Source organism: Polaromonas sp. P3_A5, assembly GCF_056403055.1.
In genome coordinates, this window is the sequence record NZ_JBFUGF010000001.1 from 3,307,717 (window position 1) to 3,330,659 (window position 22,943).

The 22,943-nt window shown below is 61.5% G+C and carries 28 protein-coding genes; 16 read left to right on the plus strand and 12 right to left on the minus strand.

What is annotated here, in order from left to right:
• Positions 1-72: 72 nt before the first annotated feature.
• Positions 73-501: a VOC family protein gene (locus AC1DU8_RS15820; RefSeq protein ID WP_477666203.1), complete on the minus strand. Its 429-nt coding sequence runs from the start codon at positions 499-501 to the stop codon at positions 73-75.
• Between the two features lie 277 nt (positions 502-778).
• Between AC1DU8_RS15820 and AC1DU8_RS15825 the strand changes: the two genes are divergently transcribed.
• Positions 779-1,981 carry a Y-family DNA polymerase gene (locus AC1DU8_RS15825; RefSeq protein ID WP_477726961.1) on the plus strand — a complete coding sequence of 401 codons (1,203 nt, stop codon included), beginning with the start codon at positions 779-781 and terminating at the stop codon, positions 1,979-1,981.
• 21 nt (positions 1,982-2,002) lie between these two features.
• On the opposite strand, the gene AC1DU8_RS15830 is transcribed toward AC1DU8_RS15825, so the two are convergent.
• Together AC1DU8_RS15830 and AC1DU8_RS15835 are read right to left on the minus strand one after the other, a co-directional pair.
• The gene (locus AC1DU8_RS15830; protein WP_477666202.1) at positions 2,003-2,521 is read right to left on the minus strand and encodes a DUF1569 domain-containing protein; all 519 of its coding nucleotides are present in this window, start codon (positions 2,519-2,521) and stop codon (positions 2,003-2,005) included.
• A gap of 158 nt (positions 2,522-2,679) precedes the next feature.
• Entirely contained in the window at positions 2,680-3,114 is a 435-nt protein-coding gene (locus tag AC1DU8_RS15835) for a c-type cytochrome (RefSeq protein ID WP_457279446.1), read from the minus strand.
• Positions 3,115-3,360: 246 nt separating this feature from the next.
• Here AC1DU8_RS15835 and AC1DU8_RS15840 point away from each other — a divergent pair, with 246 nt between their 5' ends.
• Genes AC1DU8_RS15840 through AC1DU8_RS15850 form a run of 3 tightly spaced genes read left to right on the plus strand, consistent with a single transcriptional unit; the run spans position 3,361 to position 5,439 of the window.
• Positions 3,361-4,281: a DUF3034 family protein gene (locus tag AC1DU8_RS15840; RefSeq protein WP_477726962.1), complete on the plus strand. Its 921-nt coding sequence runs from the start codon at positions 3,361-3,363 to the stop codon at positions 4,279-4,281.
• Positions 4,282-4,315: 34 nt separating this feature from the next.
• Positions 4,316-4,774 carry a group I truncated hemoglobin gene (locus AC1DU8_RS15845; RefSeq protein ID WP_477688736.1) on the plus strand — a complete coding sequence of 153 codons (459 nt, stop codon included), beginning with the start codon at positions 4,316-4,318 and terminating at the stop codon, positions 4,772-4,774.
• A complete protein-coding gene (locus AC1DU8_RS15850; protein WP_477688735.1) occupies positions 4,771-5,439 on the plus strand; it encodes a cupredoxin domain-containing protein in 669 nt (222 codons plus the stop codon). Before AC1DU8_RS15845 ends, AC1DU8_RS15850 begins: the two co-directional genes overlap by 4 nt.
• A 19-nt stretch (positions 5,440-5,458) precedes the next feature.
• Here AC1DU8_RS15850 and AC1DU8_RS15855 read toward each other — a convergent pair whose 3' ends face one another.
• Together AC1DU8_RS15855 and AC1DU8_RS15860 are read right to left on the minus strand one after the other, a co-directional pair.
• Positions 5,459-6,052 carry a hypothetical protein gene (locus AC1DU8_RS15855; RefSeq protein ID WP_457279450.1) on the minus strand — a complete coding sequence of 198 codons (594 nt, stop codon included), beginning with the start codon at positions 6,050-6,052 and terminating at the stop codon, positions 5,459-5,461.
• Between the two features lie 30 nt (positions 6,053-6,082).
• On the minus strand, positions 6,083-6,658 hold the full coding sequence (locus AC1DU8_RS15860; RefSeq protein WP_477666197.1) for a DUF3455 domain-containing protein: 576 nt from the start codon (positions 6,656-6,658) through the stop codon (positions 6,083-6,085).
• 225 nt (positions 6,659-6,883) lie between these two features.
• Between AC1DU8_RS15860 and AC1DU8_RS15865 the strand changes: the two genes are divergently transcribed.
• The 12 genes from AC1DU8_RS15865 to AC1DU8_RS15920 all read left to right on the plus strand — a co-directional run bounded on the left by AC1DU8_RS15865 (position 6,884) and on the right by AC1DU8_RS15920 (position 16,041).
• Positions 6,884-7,498 (plus strand): RNA polymerase sigma factor, encoded by a 615-nt coding sequence (locus AC1DU8_RS15865; RefSeq protein WP_457279452.1) that lies wholly within the window; start codon positions 6,884-6,886, stop codon positions 7,496-7,498.
• Positions 7,495-8,238, plus strand: coding sequence for an anti-sigma factor (locus AC1DU8_RS15870; protein ID WP_457279453.1), 744 nt, complete (start codon positions 7,495-7,497; stop codon positions 8,236-8,238). Before AC1DU8_RS15865 ends, AC1DU8_RS15870 begins: the two co-directional genes overlap by 4 nt.
• Positions 8,239-8,294: 56 nt before the next feature.
• Entirely contained in the window at positions 8,295-9,212 is a 918-nt protein-coding gene (locus AC1DU8_RS15875) for an LOG family protein (RefSeq protein WP_477688733.1), read from the plus strand.
• A gap of 111 nt (positions 9,213-9,323) precedes the next feature.
• Positions 9,324-10,091 (plus strand): alpha/beta hydrolase, encoded by a 768-nt coding sequence (locus AC1DU8_RS15880; protein WP_477688732.1) that lies wholly within the window; start codon positions 9,324-9,326, stop codon positions 10,089-10,091.
• Between the two features lie 32 nt (positions 10,092-10,123).
• Positions 10,124-10,798: a phytanoyl-CoA dioxygenase family protein gene (locus AC1DU8_RS15885; RefSeq protein WP_477666194.1), complete on the plus strand. Its 675-nt coding sequence runs from the start codon at positions 10,124-10,126 to the stop codon at positions 10,796-10,798.
• Positions 10,799-10,847: 49 nt separating this feature from the next.
• Entirely contained in the window at positions 10,848-11,681 is an 834-nt protein-coding gene (locus tag AC1DU8_RS15890; protein ID WP_477666193.1) for a PhzF family phenazine biosynthesis protein, read from the plus strand.
• A gap of 92 nt (positions 11,682-11,773) precedes the next feature.
• Positions 11,774-12,862, plus strand: a complete 1,089-nt coding sequence (locus AC1DU8_RS15895) for a serine hydrolase domain-containing protein (protein WP_457279458.1) — start codon at positions 11,774-11,776, stop codon at positions 12,860-12,862.
• Positions 12,863-13,049: 187 nt separating this feature from the next.
• On the plus strand, positions 13,050-13,520 hold the full coding sequence (locus tag AC1DU8_RS15900) for a tetratricopeptide repeat protein (RefSeq protein ID WP_457279459.1): 471 nt from the start codon (positions 13,050-13,052) through the stop codon (positions 13,518-13,520).
• Positions 13,521-13,646: 126 nt separating this feature from the next.
• The gene (locus AC1DU8_RS15905) at positions 13,647-14,024 is read left to right on the plus strand and encodes a DUF6632 domain-containing protein (RefSeq protein WP_457279460.1); all 378 of its coding nucleotides are present in this window, start codon (positions 13,647-13,649) and stop codon (positions 14,022-14,024) included.
• A gap of 123 nt (positions 14,025-14,147) precedes the next feature.
• Positions 14,148-14,726: a cupredoxin domain-containing protein gene (locus AC1DU8_RS15910; protein ID WP_457279461.1), complete on the plus strand. Its 579-nt coding sequence runs from the start codon at positions 14,148-14,150 to the stop codon at positions 14,724-14,726.
• 110 nt (positions 14,727-14,836) lie between these two features.
• The gene (locus tag AC1DU8_RS15915) at positions 14,837-15,166 is read left to right on the plus strand and encodes a hypothetical protein (protein ID WP_457279462.1); all 330 of its coding nucleotides are present in this window, start codon (positions 14,837-14,839) and stop codon (positions 15,164-15,166) included.
• Positions 15,167-15,180: 14 nt separating this feature from the next.
• Positions 15,181-16,041, plus strand: coding sequence for an enoyl-CoA hydratase-related protein (locus tag AC1DU8_RS15920; RefSeq protein WP_477701843.1), 861 nt, complete (start codon positions 15,181-15,183; stop codon positions 16,039-16,041).
• 55 nt (positions 16,042-16,096) lie between these two features.
• Here the strand turns inward: AC1DU8_RS15920 and queF are convergent, their stop codons facing one another.
• The 7 genes from queF to AC1DU8_RS15955 form a co-directional block, all read right to left on the minus strand.
• Positions 16,097-16,924: an NADPH-dependent 7-cyano-7-deazaguanine reductase QueF gene (gene queF / locus AC1DU8_RS15925; RefSeq protein ID WP_457279464.1), complete on the minus strand. Its 828-nt coding sequence runs from the start codon at positions 16,922-16,924 to the stop codon at positions 16,097-16,099.
• 71 nt (positions 16,925-16,995) lie between these two features.
• Complete coding sequence (locus AC1DU8_RS15930; RefSeq protein ID WP_477726963.1) at positions 16,996-17,889, minus strand: alpha/beta fold hydrolase; 894 nt, start codon at positions 17,887-17,889, stop codon at positions 16,996-16,998.
• Between the two features lie 302 nt (positions 17,890-18,191).
• Complete coding sequence (locus tag AC1DU8_RS15935) at positions 18,192-19,025, minus strand: 2OG-Fe(II) oxygenase (RefSeq protein WP_477666189.1); 834 nt, start codon at positions 19,023-19,025, stop codon at positions 18,192-18,194.
• Between the two features lie 15 nt (positions 19,026-19,040).
• Positions 19,041-19,817, minus strand: coding sequence for a peroxide stress protein YaaA (gene yaaA / locus AC1DU8_RS15940; RefSeq protein WP_477726964.1), 777 nt, complete (start codon positions 19,815-19,817; stop codon positions 19,041-19,043).
• 83 nt (positions 19,818-19,900) lie between these two features.
• Complete coding sequence (locus AC1DU8_RS15945) at positions 19,901-20,491, minus strand: DUF3501 family protein (protein WP_457279468.1); 591 nt, start codon at positions 20,489-20,491, stop codon at positions 19,901-19,903.
• Positions 20,492-20,500: 9 nt separating this feature from the next.
• On the minus strand, positions 20,501-21,850 hold the full coding sequence (locus AC1DU8_RS15950) for a (Fe-S)-binding protein (RefSeq protein WP_477726965.1): 1,350 nt from the start codon (positions 21,848-21,850) through the stop codon (positions 20,501-20,503).
• 110 nt (positions 21,851-21,960) lie between these two features.
• Positions 21,961-22,383 carry a rubrerythrin family protein gene (locus tag AC1DU8_RS15955; protein ID WP_007867167.1) on the minus strand — a complete coding sequence of 141 codons (423 nt, stop codon included), beginning with the start codon at positions 22,381-22,383 and terminating at the stop codon, positions 21,961-21,963.
• Positions 22,384-22,943 lie beyond the last annotated feature (560 nt).

Sequence of the window (22,943 nt, forward strand, 5' to 3'; positions counted from 1 at the left end):
ATGTGCAGTGCGGCCATGATGCCAGAGCGCGATCACTTGCCTTCTCTGGGCATGATGCCGGGCGCCGCCTAGTCAGACTGCCCAGGGATCGTAGCTTCCGAAATTCCAGATATGGCCCTCCGGGTCCCGGCAGGAGTAGCCTCGTCCTCCATAGTCTTCATCCTTGATGTCGATCACGATGACGGCCCCCGCAGCAACGGCTTGCCTGTAGTGCGCATCCACATCCTGGACCTGGATGTAAGCGCTTTGCGACCCGACACAGCCGGACTCTGACGGTGACTTGACGAGCTCGTGGAAATCGTTGTTGGTGGCGGAGCCCAGCATGATCATTCCATTGCCGTAAACCAGTTGGGCATGTGCAATGGCGCCGTCCTTGTCGGGCACCACCAGGTGCTCCTGAAAGCCGAAAGCGCGGCACAGCCATTTGACCGCTGCGGCACCGTCCCGGTAACGCAGCGTGGGAATGATGGTTGCACGGCTATTTTTCTGGTCCTCGGTCATGGCAACGGCCTCCTTGGAAAAAACAGCCAACGGGCGGATGGCAAAAATAAGCAAATGGGCATGCCACCCCGCGTGGCCACCCGTCTGGCGTGGATCCGAGTATCTATCAGGGCAATTTGTGCCCGCGTAAGGAACGGGGAAGAAGCGCCGTAAGCTCTGGCCTACCCTGCCGGGCGCAGGCCCTCCGCCACAACCTTTGCCTGCGCGCTATGCTTGCGAGGTGGCCCATTCACCCGTTACATCCCCAGCCAAAATCCGCCGCATTGCCCACCTCGACATGGACGCATTTTTTGCCTCCGTCGAGTTGCTGCGCTACCCGCAATTGAAGGGCCTGCCGGTGGTCATAGGCGGCGGCTGGCGCAAGGTCGATGAGGAACTGCGGGCCGCTCAGGGCGAGCGGGCCTTGCGCTTCATTCCGGTGGAAAGTTTTCCGCTGCTGAAGGACTATGTGGGCCGCGGCGTTATCACCACCGCCACCTATGCGGCACGGCAGTTCGGAGTGGGCTCGGCCATGGGCATGATGAAGGCCGCCAAGCTGTGCCCGCAGGCCATCGTGCTGCCGGTGGATTTTTCGGAAATCCGCAAATACTCGCAGCTCTTCAAAAGCACCATCACCGACATCGCGCCGCTCATGCAGGACCGCGGCGTGGACGAGGTCTACATCGACTTCACCGACGTGCCCGGCGGCCAGCGTGAAGGCGGGCGCGTGCTGGCACGGCTCATCCAGAAAGCGATTTTTGAGAAGACGGGCCTGACCTGCTCTGTCGGCGTGGCGCCCAACAAGCTGCTGGCCAAGATGGCGAGCGAGTTCAACAAGCCCAACGGCATTTCCATCATTTACGAAGCTGACCTGCAGGAAAAAATCTGGCCATTGCACGTTCGCAAGATCAACGGCATCGGCCCGAAGTCCGGCGACAAACTGGCGAGGCTGCACATCCACACCATCGGCGAGCTGGCCGCACAAGACCCGCAATGGCTCATCGACAACTTCGGCAAGGCCACCGGCGCCTGGATGCACGAGGCTGCCTGGGGCCGCGACGACCGACCGGTGGTCACCGAGAGCGAGCCGGTCAGCATGAGCCGCGAAACCACCTTTGACCGTGACCTGCATGCGGTGCGCGACAAGGCCACGCTGGGCGCCATCTTCACCGACCTGTGTGAGCGGCTGGGCGAAGATCTGCAACGCAAGGGTTATGTGGCCAAAACCATCGGCATCAAGCTGCGCTACGACGACTTCAAGATCGCGACACGCGACCAGACCTCAGACACTTACACCGCGGACGGAAAAACCATCCGCCAGCTGGCGGGCCTGTGCCTCAAACGGGTGCCGCTGGACAAAAAACTGCGCCTGCTGGGCGTTCGCGCTTCCACGCTGGCCAAGCTCGGCGAAGAAGGAATTTACGAACAAAAAGTGCCTGCAGACCAATCAGGACGAGCGCAAGCTGCTCCTGAATCGATAGCAACCGACCAGCTCTTCTAACCAGCTTTTTAACCAGTTCTTCTAGCGCGCCACCAGCACGATCTCATCCTGGTGGTTGGCGATATGGAAGGTGTGGGCGAGTGAAAAATCAGCCTTGCTGAGTGCGCCGTAGGCAAAGTGCGGCTTGAGCGCGCCCTGGTGCCCGGCAAAGCGGGCAATGGCCGCGCGCAGCCGCGCCGAGGCGGGCCGCCAGTCGCCTTCACGGCTGAGCGCCGCAGCGCCCGGGATGGGCTCGCTCAGGCTGTGGCTCATTTGCCCGCGCCATTTGAAGAAGGCAAAAGCCGCAGCGCCCGCCGTGTTCTGGAACACCGCGCTTTTCGGCTGCGGAAAACCGTCCAGGCTCATCTCCACGCTTTGCGCCATGTGCTCCAGCACCGACACCAGGGGCCATTGGCCGGTGGTTTTGACGCTGGCGGCCTGGTCAACCTTGTCCAGCCAGCGCAGCGCTTCATCCAGTGACTGGACTTTGGGCAAATCAGCCATGGCAAATCCTCCGGTGAAAGCCAGCGTGGTGGTGGCCAGAAAGTCGCGTCGTTTCATGGCTGCGATGGTAGCAGTCCCCACAGGGCCCCATTTGCTGCGGCATCAGGGCGGGCTGGCGTTTCTCTCATGGGCCACGGAACAAAGATTTTATGAAGAAAAGGCCTTCCAGGCAGGCAGGACAAGCGCAACCTGCTCCTGAATTGATAGCAATCTTTTTATTTGAGCGTGGCCAGGTAGGCAATCAGGTCGGCGCGCTCCGCCGCGCTTTCCACCTGAAAGCCCATGCGCTGGCCGGCCACCAGTTGCTCAGGGTCTTCCAGCCAGGCGTTGAGGGTTTGCGGCGTCCAGCGCAGCCGAGACCGGGCCAATTCGTCTGAATATTTGTACCCAGGCAGGCTGCCCACGCGGCGGCCCATCACACCGCGGTGCGCGGGCCCGATCTTGTTGCTGTCGACCGCATGGCAGGCCGTGCAGCGAGCCTGGTACAGGGCCATGCCGCGCGCCACATTGCCGGGTGGCGGTGTGACCCATTCGCGTTCGGGCGCCGTTTGGGCCCATAGCGGGGCACCGCTCACGCCAAAGAGCGTCAGTGCCGCCACGGTACTAAAAAGATGACGCGCATTGCGCATGAACAGGGAACAAGCAGGCATTCGGCACTCCAGACACTGGTTTTGACGGGTGGGAAAGCCATGCAATCTGCCAGGCCATCCCGCAAGCTGTTCTGAATACGTTGACGGCCGGCCCGCGGATTCAGCCTTTCGAAGAGCGACCCAGCTTCTTTTCGCATCTTTTTTTCGTTTCATTGAATCCAGTGAATCCGGTTTGCCGTATTCCACACAGGTTCACTTCCATTGACGCCGGCAACCGGCTTTTTCCTTTCCACCAACAGGACCACCATGCGCCACTCCGTATCACCCCCCCTGATTGCCAGCCTGCTCACCCTGTTTTGCGCCGGCGCCCACGCCGACACCGGCAAGCTCCTCCTGACCGGCGGTGTCAGCACCATTGAAGGCGCGGCCGGCGGCGGCCTCACGCCCTGGGCCGTCATCGGCAGCAACGCCACGGCAGGCGAGATTGGCGGTTCTGCCTATGTCACCCACGCCGGCACCACCGACTACGGCCTCAATGTGTACGGCGCGGCAGTCGGCATCCATGACCGCTACGAGCTGTCGATTGCACAGCAGGACTTCAACACCCGCGGCACCGGCGTGGCGCTGGGCTTGCCGGGGCTGCACCTGAAGCAAACCATCGTCGGCGCGAAGGTGCGCGTGCTGGGCGACGCCGTCCTGGACAGCGACACGCTGATGCCGCAGGTGGCGGTGGGCGTGCAGTACAAGACGCTGGGCTCCACGGGGCTGGACCCCACACTCAATGCACTGGGCGCCAAACGCCACGGCGTCGATGTGCATGTCAGCGCCACAAAACTCTTCCTGGGCCAGAGCCTGCTGCTCAACGGCACGCTGCGCGCAACCAAGGCCAACCAGAACGGCCTGCTGGGCTACGGCGCCACGTTGGGCGGCAACGAAGACAAGTACACGCTGCAGCCGGAATTCTCGGTGGCTTACCTGCTCAGCAAAAACATCGCCATCGGCGCCGAATACCGCTTCATGCGCAACAAACTCGAGGGCGCCGGTCGCGCGGCCGGCCTGGGCAACGGCCTGCGCTCTGAAGACTGGAAAGACATCTTTATTGCCTGGGCACCCACCAAAAACCTTTCGCTCACGCTGGCGTATGTGGACCTGGGCGTGATCGTGCCCGCCACCACCGGCAGCCGAAAGCAGACCGGCTACTACCTCTCGGCCCAGGTCGCTTTTTAAGCCCGACGAACAACCCCCTTCAAGGAACCGCCCCATGAAAAACCCTTTTGTTTCTTTTGCGCTCGCAGCAGGCCTGCTAGTGGCCGGATCTGCATTTGCCCAGACAGCCTCCAAGGACGACCAGCTTTACAAGGCCTTCGGTGAAAAAGCCGGCCTGGTCGCGCTGATGGACGACTTCATGGTTCGCCTGCTGGCCGACCCGCGCACCGGGCCGCATTTCAAGCCGTCGAACCAGCAGCGCGTGAAAGAGCAGCTGGTCGACCAGCTCTGCGCCCTGAGCGGCGGCCCTTGTGCCTACAAGGGCGCAGACATGAAAAGCGCGCATGCCAACCTTGATATCAAGAAGTCGGACTTTCACGCCCTGGTGGAGGTGCTGCAGCAAAGCATGGATGCCAGGGGCATCCCTTTTCGCAAACAGAATGAAATGCTGGCGCTGCTGGCTCCCATGAACCGCGACATCATCACGCCCACCGAGACGGCAGCCAAACCATGAAACAAATAATCCAGCTCACAGCGATCGCCGCGCTCTTCGCTTTCGGCGCAGGGGTTCATGCGGCCAGCCTCACGGTGTCGGTGCTCGACAAAGACGGCAAACCGGTGCCGGATGCCGTGGTCGTGGTGGCACCCGCCAACAAAAGCGCCCAGCCCAGAACGCCGCCGGCTGCGCAGGCCACCATTCACCAGGAAAAGATGCAGTTCGTTCCCGCAGTGACAGTGGTTCCCGTGGGGGCAAAAATTCAATTTGTGAACAACGACCCCTGGGACCACCACGTGCGCAGCTCACCTGCCGGCATGGGCCAGTTCAACGCGACGAATGCCGGCTTCGAGCTGCGGCTGGAAGGCAAGCCCGACGGAAAACCGGGCAAGTCCAGTGAAGTGACGCTGGACAGGGCCGGCGTTGTCGGGGCCACCTTGCTGGGCTGTTTTATCCACGGCTCGATGCGCGGCTATATCTACGCCAGTGAATCCCCCTGGGCAACCAAAACCAGTCCGGAAGGCATTGCGAGCTTTGAGGACCTGCCTGAGGGCGCCGCGCAGCTGAAAGTCTGGCACCCCGACCAGCTGGTGGACATTGCGCCGCAGCAGGTCACGGTGAGCGCCTCCCCGGCCAAAAGCGTTATGCAGCTTACCGTGGTGCCGCGGCGGCGCAGGTCTTGAACGGCCGGCCCCGAGGTTGTTAGCGCCGGCTGTCGTCCTTCTGGGAATCAGGCTCCAGCGGCGACAGGTCGGACGAATAGACCCGGTCGCCGATATGCAGCGCCCGCCCCTTCTCCCAGGCGGCTTCAAAGGCCGCGAGTTCTTCCGCCGTGGCTCGCTCCCGGCGTTGTACCGGTGGCGGTGGGCTGGCCGCATCCGGGCTCGCGGGCAAGGAGACGGGCCGGCTGGGCGCGAAGGCCTGAATCTGCTCATTGATCTGCCAGTACACGCCGCTGACCAGCAGGTTGTAACGCGCAGCGGCATTTTTGGCGATAGCCGCACCCACCTCGACCAGCCGGGCGGGCCCACCTTCCCGGTTGTCCAGGAAGTCGGTGGAAAGGTCCACCAGCACCATGTACTGGTGGCCTCGCTTGTCGTTACGCACCACGCGGAATTTGTAGCTGGCCGACAAAATTCCGTGGGCCTGCATCGTGACCTTGATGGCCTCGAACAGCATCTCGCGCCGAAACGCCATGCGCTCGTCAAGATTCATCTTGACCGGACCCGTCTCAGGCCCCGTGGCATCGTGCTTGGGACTCTTGCTGGCGCTGAAAAGGTTCTTGAGCACGGACATGTCAGGCCTCGCTTCCTCTGGCTTTGTGGGTCAGGCTTTTTGGGCGGTGAAAAACACGTAGTCGGCGGTATAGCCTTCCTTGACGCGTTTGCCCGCATCGGCCGGTGTGGTGCAGCCTTTGGCCGGCGCATTGCCGCCCTCGGTGTTCAGGCGCTGCACGCTGGTAACGGTGGCCATCTTGCCGGGCATGCCGGCAGATTTGGCCGTCAGCAGCAGCAGCGGGATGTCGGCGGGACGCTCGCCGTCGGCGCGCGCTTTGACCGTGCCCACGGTTTTGCTGCCGTCCAGCGCGGTCCAGTTCGGGCCGGCGCCATGCGTGCCGACTTTTTCGTCTTTCTGGTTGAAGAGGTCTGCCTCTGGCGCAACAAACACCCAGGCCCAGCCCTTGTCGCCGGAGCGGCACTCATAAATCTGCGAGCCCACCGCATGCCAGGTGAAGGCCGCGCGTTCGCCGTCGGCCGGCTTGAGCGCGGCGGGCACCGGCTTGACATCCATTGGTGCGGCCGGGCCACCGGCGCAGGCGCTTAGCAGCAGTCCAGTACACAACGCGGCAGCGGCAAGGCCTGCGTGAAGCCTGGGTTGGGTGGCGGTTGCTATCGGTGTCATGGCGATCTCCTGAGAGGAGTCCTGCAAATATTGACAGGTCTCCGGGTTAAAAGAAAGTAAAAAAGTCCCAACAACCACATGGCGGAAGGGGGCGTGGGCCGGCGCGGCGCCCGGCCTACCAGGGACAAACGACAGCAAGCGTCGATTGGATGCAGCTTTTTCTGAAAAAAATGCCATGCCCGGGGAAGATTTGCCGCTTGGGCGTAACTCCCTATACTCAGCCGCATGAAACTGGCCCCCGACACGGACACCCGTAGCCTGCAGGCGCTGATCGCCGGCGCAGGGCAAGGCGACCACGCCTGCTTTGCGCAGGTCTATGAACGCACCCACACGCATCTGTTTGGCGTTGCCGTACGTATATTGGGACAAGGACACGCGGCCGAAGATGTGCTGCAAGAGGCTTACGTGAGCATCTGGAAAAACGCTGCCGGCTACCGCAGTGAGGTAGACGGGCAAACCATTCAACCCATGACGTGGCTGATTGCCATCGTCCGCAACAAGGCGCTGGACGCCCTGCGCTCCCGCACGCGCCGCAAGGAAAGCGAGTTGCCCGACTCCGGTGATGTGGATGAGGAAGACACCGAAACTACCGCCACACCCACCCCCAGCGCCATGCAGCTGCTGGAGCAGGCCACAGAGGCCCTGCACATCGAAGGCTGCATGAATGCACTGGAAGGCAGCCACCGCCAAAGCCTGGCGCTGGCGTATTACCAGGGCCTGTCGCATACCGAAGTGGCCGCGCAAATGGGCGCGCCGCTGGGTTCGGTGAAAGCCTGGATACGGCGCGGGCTCGAAAAACTCAAGGGCTGCCTGGCGGCGCAAGGGGTGGTGGCGTCATGAGATATTCCAGCCCCGAATTGCTCGAACACCTCGCATCGGCCTATGTGCTGGGTACGCTGCAAGATGGCGCGCGCCGCCGCTTTGAGCGCCTGCAGCGCGACCGTGCCGATGTGCGCGTGCGCGTCACACAATGGGAAGCCCGGCTGGGTCAACTCGCCATGTCGGTACCGGCGCACAAACCGTCTCCCAGGGTGTGGGCTGCCATCGCAGCACGCACACGACCCGCAGGGCCGCAACGGGCGCCGCAAACAAAACCGTCCTGGCTGGGCTGGCTCAAACCTGCTGGTTTCGGCTTCGGCGGCCTGGCCGCCGGGGTGATCGCGGCCAGCGTTTTCTTTATCGCCATGCCCACCCTGTTCATGTCCAGCGACCAGATCGCGATGCGCTCGGGCGAAAGGCTGCCGCAAAGCTATGTGGGCCTGCTCACCGACGCCCAGGGCAACGGCAAGCTGCTGGCCAGTTCGCTGCGCCACGGCAAGACCATGACGGTCAAGGTCATAGGCCCGATCACACCGCCGGCCACCGGAACACTGGTGCTGTGGGCCGTGCCGGCCAATGGCCCGGCGTTCTCGCTGGGCACCGTGCCCACGAGCGGATCGGCGGTTTCCATGCTGCCCGATACGTCGGAAAAGCTGCTGTCCAAGGTCAGCAAGCTGGTGGTGACACTGGAAACCAGCGCCACACCCGCCAGCCCGAGCGGAACCGTGGTGTTCAGCGGCAATTGCGCCAAGCTGTGGTGAGCGTGGCGGCATCCGGGGTCTCAATCCGGGTAGGTACCGTAAAAAGGAGAACCAGCATGAACGCCAGCCTCAAATTGTTTCTATCCCTCGGTGTGGTCACCGCCACCCTCCTCGGGTGTGCAACACCACCGCCAACCACAGCAACGTCTGCGATCAAGCCCACGGAGTTGCGGCTGGAGTGCGCAGTAGCGAAAGCAGATGTCCCGAACGCCGATTACATCGGCCCCTATGCGGGCGTTGAAAACATCGTCCCCGTGAAACTGATGGCTCAGGACACCTACTGCTCTGACGCCCTGAAGGCCATGCATTTTCCGCGGGGCTTTGTCTCCATCTATGGCAGCTCCCGTATCCGCGAGAAAAATGCCGCCTGCGACGCGCGCGGCGAGAACTGCAACGACACCATCAGGGCGGCAAACGATGCCATCTACGCAGACATCCGGAATTTTGCTCACGCATGGACCACGCGTTATGGCAAGCAGTATCCGATAATGACGGGTGCGGGCCCGGGCCTGATGGAAGCCGGCAACCGCGGCGCAAAAGAGGCGGGAGGCCCCAGCGTCGGGTACACCACCTACTACGACCGCTCGACGGCCAACGACACGCTGAAACCCTATGGTGGTGACCCCAAGCAGGCCTTGAATGCCTATGTGACCCATGGCCTGATTTTTTCCAGCGTCTCCATCCGCGAGCTGGCGATGATCAAGCACTCGGCCGCCATCGTGATTGCACCAGGAGGGACCGGCACCGAATGGGAAATATTCCAGATCATCGAGATCATCAAAAGCAGGCAGCTGACCAGGGTTCCGGTGTATCTCGTGGGCAATCGCCAAATTCACTGGCAAAGCCTGGACGCGCGCCTGACCGACATGATGGCGCGCAAGACCATCAACAAGGATGAAGTGGCATTTTTGAAGTATGTGGAAACGAGTGCAGAGCTGGTCAAACAACTCAGTGCAGACATGCGGCTGAACTGAGTTATTCAGGCACTCACTCAATGCGACGCATCCGATGAACCTTGTTCGTGGCCTTTTGGACCGGATCATCCTGATTGGCAGGGCGCGCTGCGGGGGAAGACGCCGAGTTTCATGGTGCGCCGCACAGTGACTGTTTTTCTGGTGGTCATGGTGCTCGCTTACCTGGGCATCTGCGCGGCGCTGTTTGCGTTTCAACGCTCGCTGATCTATTTCCCGCAGCCGAGGTCGTGGGGCAGTCCGGCCACGACGCTCCACCTCCAGACACCCGACGCCACGCTCGTGGTCACCGCCCGGCAAACGGCCGGACCCAAGGCCATCATTTACTTCGGCGGCAATGCCGAAGACGTTTCGCCGAATTTGCCGTCTTTCTCGGAAGCATTTCCAGGCCATGCCCTCTACCTGCTTCACTACCGCGGTTACGGCGGAAGTACTGGAAATCCCACCGAGGCGGCGCTTCAAAGCGACGCCCTGGCCTTGTTCGACCATGTGAGCCGGACACATTCGGACGTCACCGTGGTTGGCAGGAGTCTGGGCTCAGGCGTTGCGATCCGGGTGGCCAGCCAACGGCCGGCGTCGCGCCTGATTCTGGTGACGCCCTACAACAGCATCCAGGAACTGGCAGCGCAGCGCTTTCCCTGGTTTCCCATCCCCTGGCTTCTTGTCGACAAGTTCGAGTCCTGGAAGTACGCGGCCAAAGTCACCGTGCCCACGCTGCTGATTTCGGCCGAATACGATGAAGTCATTCCGAAAGCCAGCACCGACCAGTTGCATGCGCACTTCAAGAATGGCACAGCAGTACTGAAGATGCTGCCCGGAACCTCCCACAACACGGTCTCGCAGCATCCGCAGTACCTTTCGCTGTTTCAGTCGATGCTGTGAGCATTCAACACCTCTTTGCAAAACAAGCCGGGATGGACCACGCCGCATTCACCACTCAGGGCTTCGCACTTGTTCCGCAGGTGCTGACTGCCGCCCAGTGTGAATCGGCCGCTTCGCGCCTTGCCGGGATTTCCGCCAACTCGGCGGGAACACGTTGCCTGCTATCGGAGGCCTGGTGCCAGGCGCTCGCAGCAAGAGTGCGCCGGCACGTGTCAATGGCCCCCCTGGTTCCGGCCGGTTTTGCGGCTGTGCAATGCACCTACTTCGAGAAGTCGGCGTCGCGCAACTGGCTGGTTCCGGTGCACCAGGACCTGAGCATTCCCGTGGCAGATCACGTAGAGCACGCAAGCCTGAGTGGCTGGTCCAGGAAGGAAGGCATTCTTTATGTCCAGCCGCCCGTCGAGCTGCTGGAGCAGTTGGTGGCGGTGCGTTTGCACATCGATGCCTGCGGCCCGGGGGACGGTCCACTGCGGGTGGTTCCGGGGTCACACCTGTACGGCCGCATGCAGGCGAAGGACGCTGCAGCAGCCCGCCAGGCCCAAGCCGGGTTCACCTGCACGGCCGGGCAAGGCAGCGCGATGGCCATGCGCCCGCTGCTGCTGCATGCTTCGTCCAGATCCACCAGCGGCAACATGCGCAGGGTGCTGCATTTTTTGTTCGGCCCGCGAGTATTGCCTTTCGGCCTCCGGTGGCAGCGCGCAATATGAATTGCGCCGGACAGGCAAGCAGCCCGCCTTCCATTTCACAAGGAAAACGATGAGTGTCTTGAAGATTGCAGCCTTTTCTGACGGAAACACCGGCGGCAACCCCGCCGGCGTGATGATCGCCGGCCAATTTCCGGATGACCGTGAGATGCAGCGGATCGCTGCGGAGCTTGGCTTCTCGGAAACGGTTTTTGCCGTTGCAAGCGGCGCCGGCTGGCGGGTGCGCTATTTCTCGCCGGAATCCGAAGTACCCTTCTGCGGCCATGCAACGATAGCCCTGGGCGCAGCACTGGCCCTTCAGCATGGCGATGGCGTGTTTGCGCTGACCCTGAACCAGGCCAGCATCACGGTTGAAGGCCGGCGCAACGGGGAGACGATCACCGCCGCGCTGCAATCGCCGCCCACGCGCAGCCAGGCTGCCCCACAGCCGCTGGTGCTGGCCACCCTGGCGCTGTTCGGCTACACACCGGATGACCTGGACCCGCGCATTGCCCCCGCGCTCGCCCACGGCGGCGCAGACCATCTGGTACTGGTTCTGAAGAGCCGCGACAAACTGGCGGCCATGCAATATGACCTGGACACGGGCCGCGAACTGATGAACAAGGCGGGGCTGGTGACCATCCTGCTGGCCCATGCGCAAACTCCCCGGTTTTTTCACACCCGGAATCCGTTTGCTTCGGGCGGCGTGTATGAAGACCCGGCCACAGGTGCAGCCACAGCCGCTTTTGCAGGCTACCTGCGCGACCTGAAGTGGCCGCACGGCGGCGCCATCGATATCGTGCAGGGTGAAGACATGGGCATGCGCTCGTGCCTGCGCGCGGAAATTCCACCCGCTCCCGGGGCCTCGATCAAGGTGTCAGGGACAGCGCGGGTCATGCACGACTGAGTTTGCCGTGCCCGCGAGAAACATCTCGCCTGGCACCAGAAGGCTCTTTGGTTTGGCGATTGATACAACCTTGCGCAAAGATTTGACCAAGAATGAAGCATTTTTTTCTTGCCTCCGTCACGGCCTTGCTGGTTTCGATGCCGGCAGCCGGATGGGCAACAACGCCGGCAGCCCCTGCGCCCGTCTTTCCGGCGAAGGCGTGGGAACCCATTTCCCCCACTTCACTAAGCCCCGCGTGTCATGAGCGCCTGGATGCTGCACGCGACTACTTGCGAACCCTTGATTCCACCGCAGTTCTGGCAGTGCAGGACGGCCGGGTGTTGTTCAGCTATGGCCCCGTCGATACCGTCAGCATCGTGTTTTCGGCTCGCAAAAGTGTGCTGGCGATGCTGTATGGGAAATATGTCGCAGATGGCACGATCGATCTGGAGAAAACACTGGCCGACCTCGACATTGACGACCTGGGTGGTCTATTGCCTCTGGAGCGCCAGGCAAAGTTGCGCCACCTTCTGACAGCGCGCTCTGGCGTCTATCACCCGGCGGCCAACACAGGCGATGACCTGGCATCGGCGCCACCGCGCGGCTCACAAGTGCCCGGCACTTATTTTCTGTACAACAACTGGGATTTCAACGCTGCGGGCACAGTCTTCGAGGCGCTGACAAATCGCAGCATCTACCGCACATTCGCGGACGATCTTGCGACGCCGCTGCAGCTTGAAGACTTCGACCTCGCTCGTCACCAGCGCACCGGGGACCTTACAAAGTCCCGGCACGCCGCCTATCATTTTTTCTTGTCAACCAGAGACATGGCGCGACTGGGCTACTTGATGCTCCAACACGGCAATTGGCGCGGCCAGCAACTCATTCCCCCAGAATGGGCCACTCGAATCACCACACCCGTCACCGCGGCCGCGCAAATGCATCCGGCGCGCACGGCCAGCCGTCACTTTGGCTACAGCTACCTTTGGTGGACGCTGGAAGAGCCGGCCGATTCGCCACTAAGTGGCGCTTACATGGCCTGGGGCGTCCATGGGCAATACATCCTCGTGGTACCAAAGCACCGCATGGTCATCGCTCACAAGCGTCAAGTCCCTGTATCCGGCGACTGGAACGTGAGCTGGGTCAAACCGGGCGACTTTTTGACCGCGGTAAAAATGCTGACTTCAGCGCCCTGCCAGTGATCCCGCGGCTGCCCAGCTTTCCCCATCAGATGAGAAATCAGCGAGCCTGCCATCGATCAAGCGCAGCTGCCGTTGTGTTTACAAATAAATTACAACTCGCCCTGCATCCGTTTTCCCTGTCACACCGTTTGTATAAGGTGCTGGTTTGCAGCGCGTTTCAATCAACTGATATCTCAAGGAGCCCGACATGAACACTTTTTCCATCCGCAACTTGGTCGCATTGCCCGTCATCGCCCTGGCCCTGGCCGGTGCAGCCATGGCTGCCGACATCGAAACCACACCAGCCAAAAACGCCCAGGTCGACGACTTCGCGGCGGGTAAAAAAGCCATCAGCGCCAAGAACTGGTCGGAGGCCGTGAGCAGCTTTAACAAGGTGGTGGCCAAGGACCCGAAAAATGCCGACGCCTACAACTACCTCGGCTATTCCAACCGCTGGATGGGCAAGTACGACGATGCCTTTGCCGCCTATGGCAAGGCGCTGGCGCTGGACCCCAAGCACAAGGGTGCGCTGGAATACTCGGGCATTGCCTACCTGAAGACCAACCAGAAAGCCCAGGCCGACGCGCAGCTGGCCAAGCTGCAGGCAATTTGCGCCACCTGTGAGGAAACCCGCGACCTGGCCAAGGCCGTGGCCGAGTACAAGCCGGCCGCCAAGTAAGCCGCCCTTGAACCGCCACCATTGCGGCGCGGTATGCGCTGCAATGGTCTCCTGTTGCCACTCACCTCCCGGCGCACAAAGAGCGGGTCTCTGAGTGCGCGACCTCTGATGATCCGAAAGAAAACAATGACTGACGCTGATCGCATCAAATACCTGCGCATTGCCCTGGTGCTGATAGGGGTGACGTTCACTTTCGGCTTGTGGCCGCTCACCATCATCTGGCCTTCAGGCTGGTCGTGGCATGCGGAAGGTCGTTCGTACTACCTGGAGATGATCCTCGCCCTTTACGCAACGCTGGGGATCTTCCTCATGCTTGCCGCCCGTAACCCTCTCTTGCACCGCAGCCTCATCTGGTTTACCGTCTGGTCCAGCATTGCACACGGCGGGGTGATGGCAGTGCAGTCGTTTCAGGGCCACCACAACATGGGGCACCTCTGGGGTGATGTCCTGGCGCTGTTCGCGGTGGCGGCTGTGCTGGCATTGCTGACTCCCCGCGAAGCTTAAGCCGAAAGAAATCCCATGCCCAAGCTAACACGCCCTGCCTTCCGGATGCTGCCAACTGCTCTGTTTTTCATAGCTGCTTGCGCACTACCTATATGGTCTGCAGCCGGAAACATTTCCATTCAAGTGCTCGACAAGGAAGGCAAGCCGGCGCCGGACGCCGTAGTCGTCGTGGTGCCTTCCGCCAAAACCGGGGCGCCCCAAAGCCCTTTGCCCGCCCAAGTGACGATCCACCAGGAAAAGATGCGTTTTGTGCCGGCCGTCAGCGTGGTGGCGCTGGGCGCCAAGGCCCAGTTCGTCAACAATGATCCGTGGGAACACCATGTGCGCGGCTCGGCCGCCGGCGCGGCGCAGTTCAACGCAACGCCGGGCGAGGGGTTCGAGCTCCGGCTCGACGGCAAGCCCGAAGGCAAACCCGCCAAAACCGCTGATGCCACTTTCAACAAGGCCGGCGCCGTGCTGCTGGGCTGCCACATTCACGGCTCCATGCGCGGCCATGTCTATGTGAGCGAATCGCCCTGGGCCGTGCTGACAGGCGCCGACGGCGTAGCGCAGGTCGAGCAGTTGCCCGAAGGCGCTGCGCAGATCAAGGTCTGGCATGCCGACCAGCTGATCGATATCCCGCCTCAGAACTACACCGTGACCGCCTCGCCCGGCAAGCTCACGCTGCAGCTGAGCGTGGTGCCGCGCCGCCGCCGGATTTAGCCGGCCGTATCCAGAAATCTTTCGACGCTTTTTTGGCGTCTTTCAGGCCTTTCGGGTCATTGACAGAACCTTTCACGAAACTTACATTGAAGCTTCCGCACGGAGGCTTTATGTCTGATCCCTCTGACCCGTCCAAGGCATCACTACCTGCCCGGTCGCCGTACTGGCATCCCATCACGCTGGCGCAGTTGCAGCGCGTCAAGGACTGGCGCGAGGCGCAGCGAGCGGCGCACCCGCTTGAATGCCAGCTCTGGGAGATAGTGCTGACGGCGTGGGTGATGGGCTGGATGGGCTGGCTGCCGGCCTTTACCTTTGAGGCGGCCTGGGCCTACCCGCTGTGCGTGCTGGGCACACTGGCGCCGCGGCTGTATGTCTATGTACGGGCACGGGCGCACATTGCGCGGCGTCTCAGGTGTGACTGGCTGGACCTGGTCGCCTGACTTAGAGTGTGGGCATGAACGCCTCCTCCCCACCTGCCCTCACCTGCTTCACCCTCAACACCACCGGCCACGTCGCCCACCTGGTGCTGAACCGCCCCGAGGCGATGAACACCATGCACCCGACCTTCTGGCGCGAGCTGGATGCGGCGCTCACGCACATCCACAAGGCTGGCGAGGCGCGCGTGCTGGTGATCTCCAGCACCGGCAAGCACTTCAGCGCCGGCATGGCACTGGAAACCTTTGGCAGCGACATCGCCATGGACGACCGGAGCCCCGAGGGCCGCGCCGCCATCTTTGACATGCTGGGCGACATGCAGGCCACCTTCACCAAGCTGGAGACGCTGCGCGTTCCGGTGATTGCGGCCATCCAGGGCGGTTGCATAGGTGGGGCCGTCGACATGGTGACGGCCTGCTGCCTGCGCTACGCCACGGCCGACGCATTCTTCTGCATCCAGGAAATCAACATCGGCATGGTGGCCGACGTGGGCACCTTGCAGCGCCTGCCCAAACTGGTGCCGCTGGCGGTCGTCAAGGAACTGGCTTACACCGGGCGACGAATGCCGGCGGCCAAAGCGCTGGGCTACGGCCTCGTCAATGAAGTGTTTGACTCAGCCGAGGCGATGCTGGCGGCCGCCATGCAATGCGCCGGCGAGATTGCCACCAAGCCGCCGGTGGCCATCTGGGGCACCAAGCAGGCGATTCACTACACACGTGACCATTCGGTGGACGACGCGCTCAAGCAGATGGGCTGGCTGCAGGGCGCGATCTGGAGCAACGCGCATGTCCGTGAGGCGGTTACCGCCATGAAGGAAAAACGCGCGGCGAGCTTTCCCGGACTTTCACCGATCAAGAATTTCAATGAATTCGGCCTCTAGCCTATACAGAACTTGCGCAAGCAGCTATTAATTTAATAGCAAACTGCATTGGCAGTTATTGGCGGGCTGTACGAATGGCAGGCGGCAGCGCCTGCGGATGGCTGGTGCGAAACGGATTGATGTCCAGCCCGCCGCGGCGCGTATAGCGTGCGTACACCGAGAGCTTCATGGGCTTGCAGCGCGTCCAGATGTCCATGAAGATGCGCTCCACGCATTGTTCATGGAACTCGTTGTGGTTGCGAAAGCTCACCAGGTATTGCAGCAGTCCTTCCTGGTTGATCTGCGGGCCGGCATAGCGAATCTGTACGCTGCCCCAGTCGGGCTGGCCGGTGACCAGGCAATTGCTTTTGAGCAGATTGCTGGTCAGCGTCTCTTCAACCGGCGGTTCGTCGAACTCGGCAAACAACAGTTCGGGCGTGGGCGTGAAATGAATGCACTCCACGTCGAGCCGGTCCAGGTTCAGGCCGTCGAGTTCATGCACGGGTTCGCGGTCGAACAGCTCGGGGCCCAGCGTCTTGATGCCCACGCCCATACCGACAGCACCGTTCAGGTCGGCGCGAATGCGTTCGCGCACATCGCGCGCATCGGCAAAGCGCGTGTTGTTGAAGCTGTTGAGGTAAAGCTTGAAGGACTTGCTTTCGACGATGTTGGGTGACTCGCAAGGCACGGTGATGTGGGCCAGCGCCACCTGCGGCTTGCCGCGCATATTGAGCCAGCTCAGCTCAAACGCCGTCCACATGTCTGCGCCGAAAAACGGCGGCGTTCCGGTGACGCCGATCTCGGCACGCTTGCCTTCGCGCGGAATCGGGAACAGCAGCGAAGCGTCGTATTGGTCGATATAGGCCGACGATTTGCCGAGCTGGGATTGTTCAGGGGTGTTCATGCACCCATTTTCGCCGCTAACCGCTGCCAGGCTGAAAGCCCCCGTACAAAGCCCCAAGCGATGGAGCTGTATCAGCTTGCCACTTTGAAGTGAGGAACCAGCAGCGCCAGCAAGCGCTCGACAACACCCGGCGGCAAATCGTGGCCCATGCCTTCGATGCTTTCAAAACGGGCACCGGGAATGCGCCTGGCCGTGTCCTGCCCGCAGGCCATGGGCACCAGCCGGTCTGCCTGGCCGTGCACCACCAGCGTCGGCGCCGTCACCCTGGCAAGTGCCGAGGCGCGCGCACCGTCAGCGGCAACGGCCACCATCTGGCGAAGAACGCCCTGCGGATGAAAGCTGCGCTGCGCCGCCGCAGCGACTTTTTCGCGTATCTCGGCATCGTCCATGGGAAAGCCCGGGCTGCCGATGGCCTTGAGCAGCTTCACCGTATGGTCAATGGCGGCCTGCACACCCCTGCCGGCAGGCCGACTGAGCAGCACACGGGCCACCGCCGGACTGGCTTCCGGCAGGCCGCGCGCGCCGCTGGAGCTCATGATGCTGGTCAGGCTGATCACCCGAGAAGGCGCCAGCACCGCAACGCGCTGCGCGATCATGCCGCCCATACTCACACCCACCACATGTGCCTTGCCGATTTGCAGCGCATCCAGCACGCCCACGGTGTCGGCGGCCATGTCTTCAATGCTGTAGGGCGGCCGGATACGCCAGCCCATACGGAACTTGAGCCCCTCCCACAAAAGGCTAGGCGAGCCAAGGTGGTCAAAGTGCTGCGAAAGCCCGATATCGCGGTTGTCAAAGCGCACCACACGAAAGCCCGCGTCAGCGATCGCCTGCACCATGGCCGGCGGCCAGGCAATCAGCTGCATGCCCAGCCCCATGATGAGCAACACCACAGGCCGTCCCGTGACGTCACCGGGGTGGGTGTCTTCAATCTCGATGGATATGTTGTTTGCGGTGATTTTCATAAAGGATTATGTTCCCTGCACCCTGAAGCGCGTCAATCACGGCGTCGCGCAAGCGTCATGGCGCATTCCCAACCAGCAGGGGCCGCGGGACTGGCTTTGCCAGACCGCGGGCACCGCCCCCTTGAGGGGGGAACAGGCTACACACAGTGAGCCTGGACAGGGGTGAACGAATTTTCAGGCCGCAGGCGCCGTCTCCTGCAAGGGGAGAGGAGGCTACACGAAGTGAGCCTCAACAGAGGTGAGCAAATTTTCGCCCCCTTGAGGGGGGAACGGGCTACACACAGTGAGCCTGGACGGGGGTGTTACACGAATTCTCTTTCTCGTAGCCATTTGGTGGCAATCCATTTCTCGCCGGCGGTGACCGGCTCGCCGCCATGCAGCGTGAGGCTGGAAGGCAGTGCATGCGGGTAACTGAAGAACACCGCATTGCCGCGCCGCGGCGCCACCCGCACCTCGATATCCGGGAACACCGTGGCGCCGCCTTCCTCGGGCTCATGCAGGTACATGATGAGCGTCGCCACGCGCTGGCCGCCACGCTGCAGTATGGCGGGCGTGCCGGGTTCGGTCGGGTCAAAGTAGTCGTAGTGCGGCTTGTATTCGGTGCCGGGCCCGTAGTGAAGCACCTGCAGCCCTTCGCCGTTTTCCTGCGGCCAGCCGAAGATTCTGGCAATACGTGCCTCCACCTGGCGCACCACGGCGTTTTCAGCGCGCCTGAAAAACATGCCCTCGCTGGTACGGTCAGGGTTGAGTTCTTCGCCGCCGGTCTTGGTATCTACCGTCAGCGAACGCACCAGACGCGGGCGGGCGGCCTCCATCAGCGCCTCGCATTCACTCGGGCCCAGCAGGTTACCCAGCACGATGACATTGGGCACCTGGGCGAAAAAAAGTATTTCCACCCATTTGTCGCCGGCATCGACCATGTTGTTGGTGACCGGCAAAGCCAGCGCAGGCACAACCACTGCGGCGAGATCTTCGGGCGTCAGGCGCACCGCCCGCGTGGCAGCGTCGCGGTTCCAGCCAGCTGCCAGCATGGCGTTAAAAATCTCGTCCCTGGAATGGCCGAGGTTTGCCTGCGCCGTCATCCACGCCAGCACTTCCGGCGTGAGCTGCTGGTCGGTGCGGGCGGGCGTGCTCATGCGGGGCTGGGCTGCTCAGGCGGCCTGTTTGCGGCGGAACACCAGCCGGTCGGGTTCGGACACTTTGGGATCAAAGCGGTAGCCTTCGACGTCAAAGCTCTCGAGCTTCTTGACGGTAGACAGCTTCTTTTCAATCGCATGGCGCACCATGAGACCACGGGCGCGCTTGGCAAAAAAACTGATGACCTTGTACTTGCCGGCCTTGTATTCCTCAAACACGCAGCTCACCACCCGCGCCTTGAGCGCCTTGCGGTCCACGGCCTTGAAGTATTCCTCGCTGGCGAGGTTGACGATGACCGGTGTGGTGTGGGCGGCCGCGCGCTCGTTCAGATAGGCGGAGATTTGCGAACCCCAGAACTGGTAGAGATTTTTGCCTTGGGGCGTGGCCAGCGGCGTGCCCATTTCAAGCCGGTAGGGCTGCATGCGGTCCAGCGGGCGCAGCACGCCGTAAAGGCCGCTCAGGATGCAGACATGGTCCTGCGCCCAGGCCAGTTGTGCGTCACCTAGCGTTTTTGCATCGAGGCCGCCATACACATCGCCGTCAAACGCCAGCGCGGCCTGTTTGGAATTCTTCGCGGTGAATTTCGGCGACCAGCCCTGGTAGCGCGCGACATTCAGGCCTGCGAGCGAATCTGACAGCTTCATCAGTTCGCTGATCTGCTGCGGGGTTCGGGTTCTGAGCACGTCAATCAACTGGGCCGACTGGCGGGTGAAGAGGGGTTGGGTGTGGGTCGCGACGTGCGGCGGCGTGTCGTAGTCCAGGGATTTGGCCGGCGAGATGAGAAACAGCATGCTTTGAGTCGTAGGGGTAAGGCAAGTAAGGCGAAACCCCCACTTTACGACAGGAGGGTGGCGCCACAGCCATGAGCCTTCAACTACTGCAGATCGCTGGCCAAAGAGGCGAGCGTTTCCGCTGCAATCGTTGTATGCGCCGGGTAATGCGTGTGGTCGCAGCCCAGTTTCACGCTTGCGCCTGCCTTGACGGCCGCGCACATGGCCGGGTTCAGCTCAAAGCGCACAAAGTGCACAGCCGAGGTCTTCTCGTCATTTTCGCGGTCCATGTCCTCGTCAGCAATCGCGTAAACGCGCGCATGGCCTTCGACCTCGACGAACATGCGGTCTTCCACACCGATGAGGCGGGCCAGTTCGCGCTTGCGCTCGTTGACGTCGGGGTACTCGAGCATCAGCGTGCCCTTCCAGTTACTGCCGTCGGGCATCAGTGGGGCATAGGCTTCGATCTCCTGCTCAATCCCCTCGTCCTCGAAGATTTTCTCGACGCGCAGCATCTCCTGGATCTGGTAGCGGATGCTGGTTTCGCTTTCAAACTGCAGGTTGATGTGCTCACCCAGGCGCACGCTGCGCAGCTTGCGGTGGGCGATGATGGCCGGCTTGTTCTCCTTGCGGTATTTGCTGTAGGCCTCCAGCGTCATGAGGGATTCGCGGGTGATCTTTCCGGTGGTCTTCATGGTGTGATCTCATTTCAGGCCGTAGGCCGTGCGTATCAGCGTGAGCGGGTGCTTTTGCGGCGGCGCACCCAGGCTGTTCACATCAAAGCCCTGGGCGATGTGGTGGCCGCCCAGCGGGCAGTCGCTGCTGATGACGTCAGGCAGGCCGCCGTCTTTGTGGTTGGCCATGGCTTTGAAGAGCGGTTTGCCGATCTTCATGGCCTGCTGGTGGTACGGCACTTTGACGCCGAAGGTGCCGGCATGGCCCGAGCAGCGCTCATGCGTGTGCACACTGGTACCCGGCACCATCTTGAGCATTTCCTCGGTTTTCTTGCCGATGTTCTGCACCCGGCCATGGCAGGGGATCTGGTAGCTGATCTTGCCCAGCGGCGTGCTGAACTCCGTCTTGAGCAGGCCGTCGCGCTTGCGGGCCATCAGGTATTCAAACGGATCCCACATATTCTCCTTGACGAGCTGCACGTCGGCGTCGTCGGGGTACATCAGCGGCAGCTCCTGCTTGAACATCAGCGTACAGCTGGGTACGGCGCTCAGGATGGCGTAGCCCTCTTTGGCGTACTTCACCAGCACCGGGATGTTGGCCTCCTTGCTGGTGTTCACCGAGGCCAGATCGCCCAGCTCCAGCTTGGGCATGCCACAGCATTTCTCTTTTTCGACCAGCACGTAGGGCACTTCGTTGTGGTCCAGCACTTTGAGCAGGTCGTGGCCTATACCGGGCTCGTTGTAGTTGATGTAGCAGGTGGAATAAATCACGACCTTGCCGGGCGTCTTGGCGCCGTCTTTCACCGCGTGGGGCGGCGACTCGAGTGCGCCGGAGCGGAATTTTTTCGTGGCCAGGTCGGGCAGCCAGGCGTTTTTGTCGACGCCCAGCACTTTTTCCATCACGGCGCGGGCCGGTTTGGTTTTGTTAACCGCGTTGGCCACCTGGACCACGATGGGAATGCCGGCGAACTGGCCGTGCACGTCAGTGGAGGACAAAAACTTTTCACCGGCACCCACTTCGCCCTTCTTGAACTTGATGGCTTTGGCGCGCAGCATGGTGTGGGGAAAGTCGAGGTTGAACTCGTGCGGCGGCACATAGGGGCACTTGGTCATGTAGCAGAGGTCGCACATGTAGCACTGGTCGACCACTTTCATGTAGTCCTTCTTGTCCACACCATCAACCTCGCCGGTCTTGCTTTCGTCGACCAGGTCAAACAGCGTGGGGAAGGCGCCGCAGAGGCTGACGCAGCGGCGGCACCCATGGCAGATGTCGAAGATGCGCTCCATCTCGTGGAGGGCCGCGTCCTCGTTGTAGAAGTCCGGGTTTTTCCAGTCGATCGCGTGGCGCGTGGGCGCCTGGAGGTTGCCTTCTGTGGCCATGCTTGCCTCTTCTTTTGAATCTCAGGTGGGGTTTGAGAAAAGACTCTCGTGCGGAATCTTTTCCAAAACCCGCCACGCCTTGCGGCGCAGCGAGGGACACGCTTGTCCAGTCAATCGACCAGTTCGGCCAGCGCTTTGCTGTAGCGGTTGGCGTGTGAGCGTTCCGCCTTGGCCAGGGTTTCAAACCAGTCGGCCACTTCATCATGGCCTTCGTCGCGTGCAGTTTTGGCCATGCCGGGGTACATGTCGGTGTACTCGTGGGTTTCGCCGGCCACAGCGGACTTGAGGTTGTCGCGCGTGGCGCCAAACGGCAGTCCGGTCGCGGGGTCGCCGCACTGTTCCAGCCATTCGAGGTGGCCGTGGGCGTGGCCGGTTTCACCTTCCGCAGTGGAGCGGAACAGTGCCGCGACATCGGGCTGGCCTTCAACGTCGGCCTTGTTCGCGAAATACAGGTAGCGGCGGTTGGCCTGTGATTCGCCGGCAAATGCGGCTTTCAGGTTCTCTTCCGTCCTGGAGCCTTTTAGAGCAGCCATGGAAATCTCCTTCGTGGGTTGATGAACGAACAAATCGTCAATGCTTCAAACCCACGCCCGACTTCTGGCGCAGGACCGAAGACTAAGGCCTGTTAAAGCTATTTATGCAAGATGCGTTGCGAGTCAAAAAGGCCTTTGAGCAAGGCGCAAAACGCAGGCGGGGTACACCCCGTCACCCCACTCGCATTTGCATAAATAGCTTCAACAGGCCCTAAACACCATAGACCTGTCGGAGGGATTCGTCTAATTGCCGGAATCAATGCATGGCATTGATAAAAACTATCAAATTAATACCATCAATAAATTTAACAAATTAAATAAGAGACAACTATAGGAAAGGACAACCATAGCCAGCGACGTACGGCAGCAAATTCATCGTTTGAATTACGTTATGGTAAATTTATTACGGATAGGTAAACAATACGGTCAGAGCCACCCACCGCACCGGGTCTCCCGGAAAAGTGCATGCCGGCGTCCCGCAGTTGCTATTTTTTTGATAGCTGCTCGCGCTCGTCCAGTATGGCTAAAACGCTTGAAACACGTAAAAACCGCAGGAACAA

Bases quoted from the DNA above. Each gene is read 5' to 3' on its own strand.
- AC1DU8_RS15820 (WP_477666203.1), bottom strand. From the start codon at position 501: ATGACCGAGGACCAGAAAAATAGCCGTGCAACCATCATTCCCACGCTG.
- AC1DU8_RS15825 (WP_477726961.1), top strand. From the start codon at position 779: ATGGACGCATTTTTTGCCTCCGTCGAGTTGCTGCGCTACCCGCAATTG.
- AC1DU8_RS15830 (WP_477666202.1), bottom strand. From the start codon at position 2,521: ATGAAACGACGCGACTTTCTGGCCACCACCACGCTGGCTTTCACCGGA.
- AC1DU8_RS15835 (WP_457279446.1), bottom strand. From the start codon at position 3,114: ATGCCTGCTTGTTCCCTGTTCATGCGCAATGCGCGTCATCTTTTTAGT.
- AC1DU8_RS15840 (WP_477726962.1), top strand. From the start codon at position 3,361: ATGCGCCACTCCGTATCACCCCCCCTGATTGCCAGCCTGCTCACCCTG.
- AC1DU8_RS15845 (WP_477688736.1), top strand. From the start codon at position 4,316: ATGAAAAACCCTTTTGTTTCTTTTGCGCTCGCAGCAGGCCTGCTAGTG.
- AC1DU8_RS15850 (WP_477688735.1), top strand. From the start codon at position 4,771: ATGAAACAAATAATCCAGCTCACAGCGATCGCCGCGCTCTTCGCTTTC.
- AC1DU8_RS15855 (WP_457279450.1), bottom strand. From the start codon at position 6,052: ATGTCCGTGCTCAAGAACCTTTTCAGCGCCAGCAAGAGTCCCAAGCAC.
- AC1DU8_RS15860 (WP_477666197.1), bottom strand. From the start codon at position 6,658: ATGACACCGATAGCAACCGCCACCCAACCCAGGCTTCACGCAGGCCTT.
- AC1DU8_RS15865 (WP_457279452.1), top strand. From the start codon at position 6,884: ATGAAACTGGCCCCCGACACGGACACCCGTAGCCTGCAGGCGCTGATC.
- AC1DU8_RS15870 (WP_457279453.1), top strand. From the start codon at position 7,495: ATGAGATATTCCAGCCCCGAATTGCTCGAACACCTCGCATCGGCCTAT.
- AC1DU8_RS15875 (WP_477688733.1), top strand. From the start codon at position 8,295: ATGAACGCCAGCCTCAAATTGTTTCTATCCCTCGGTGTGGTCACCGCC.
- AC1DU8_RS15880 (WP_477688732.1), top strand. From the start codon at position 9,324: ATGGTGCGCCGCACAGTGACTGTTTTTCTGGTGGTCATGGTGCTCGCT.
- AC1DU8_RS15885 (WP_477666194.1), top strand. From the start codon at position 10,124: ATGGACCACGCCGCATTCACCACTCAGGGCTTCGCACTTGTTCCGCAG.
- AC1DU8_RS15890 (WP_477666193.1), top strand. From the start codon at position 10,848: ATGAGTGTCTTGAAGATTGCAGCCTTTTCTGACGGAAACACCGGCGGC.
- AC1DU8_RS15895 (WP_457279458.1), top strand. From the start codon at position 11,774: ATGAAGCATTTTTTTCTTGCCTCCGTCACGGCCTTGCTGGTTTCGATG.
- AC1DU8_RS15900 (WP_457279459.1), top strand. From the start codon at position 13,050: ATGAACACTTTTTCCATCCGCAACTTGGTCGCATTGCCCGTCATCGCC.
- AC1DU8_RS15905 (WP_457279460.1), top strand. From the start codon at position 13,647: ATGACTGACGCTGATCGCATCAAATACCTGCGCATTGCCCTGGTGCTG.
- AC1DU8_RS15915 (WP_457279462.1), top strand. From the start codon at position 14,837: ATGTCTGATCCCTCTGACCCGTCCAAGGCATCACTACCTGCCCGGTCG.
- AC1DU8_RS15920 (WP_477701843.1), top strand. From the start codon at position 15,181: ATGAACGCCTCCTCCCCACCTGCCCTCACCTGCTTCACCCTCAACACC.
- queF (WP_457279464.1), bottom strand. From the start codon at position 16,924: ATGAACACCCCTGAACAATCCCAGCTCGGCAAATCGTCGGCCTATATC.
- AC1DU8_RS15930 (WP_477726963.1), bottom strand. From the start codon at position 17,889: ATGAAAATCACCGCAAACAACATATCCATCGAGATTGAAGACACCCAC.
- AC1DU8_RS15935 (WP_477666189.1), bottom strand. From the start codon at position 19,025: ATGAGCACGCCCGCCCGCACCGACCAGCAGCTCACGCCGGAAGTGCTG.
- yaaA (WP_477726964.1), bottom strand. From the start codon at position 19,817: ATGCTGTTTCTCATCTCGCCGGCCAAATCCCTGGACTACGACACGCCG.
- AC1DU8_RS15945 (WP_457279468.1), bottom strand. From the start codon at position 20,491: ATGAAGACCACCGGAAAGATCACCCGCGAATCCCTCATGACGCTGGAG.
- AC1DU8_RS15950 (WP_477726965.1), bottom strand. From the start codon at position 21,850: ATGGCCACAGAAGGCAACCTCCAGGCGCCCACGCGCCACGCGATCGAC.
- AC1DU8_RS15955 (WP_007867167.1), bottom strand. From the start codon at position 22,383: ATGGCTGCTCTAAAAGGCTCCAGGACGGAAGAGAACCTGAAAGCCGCA.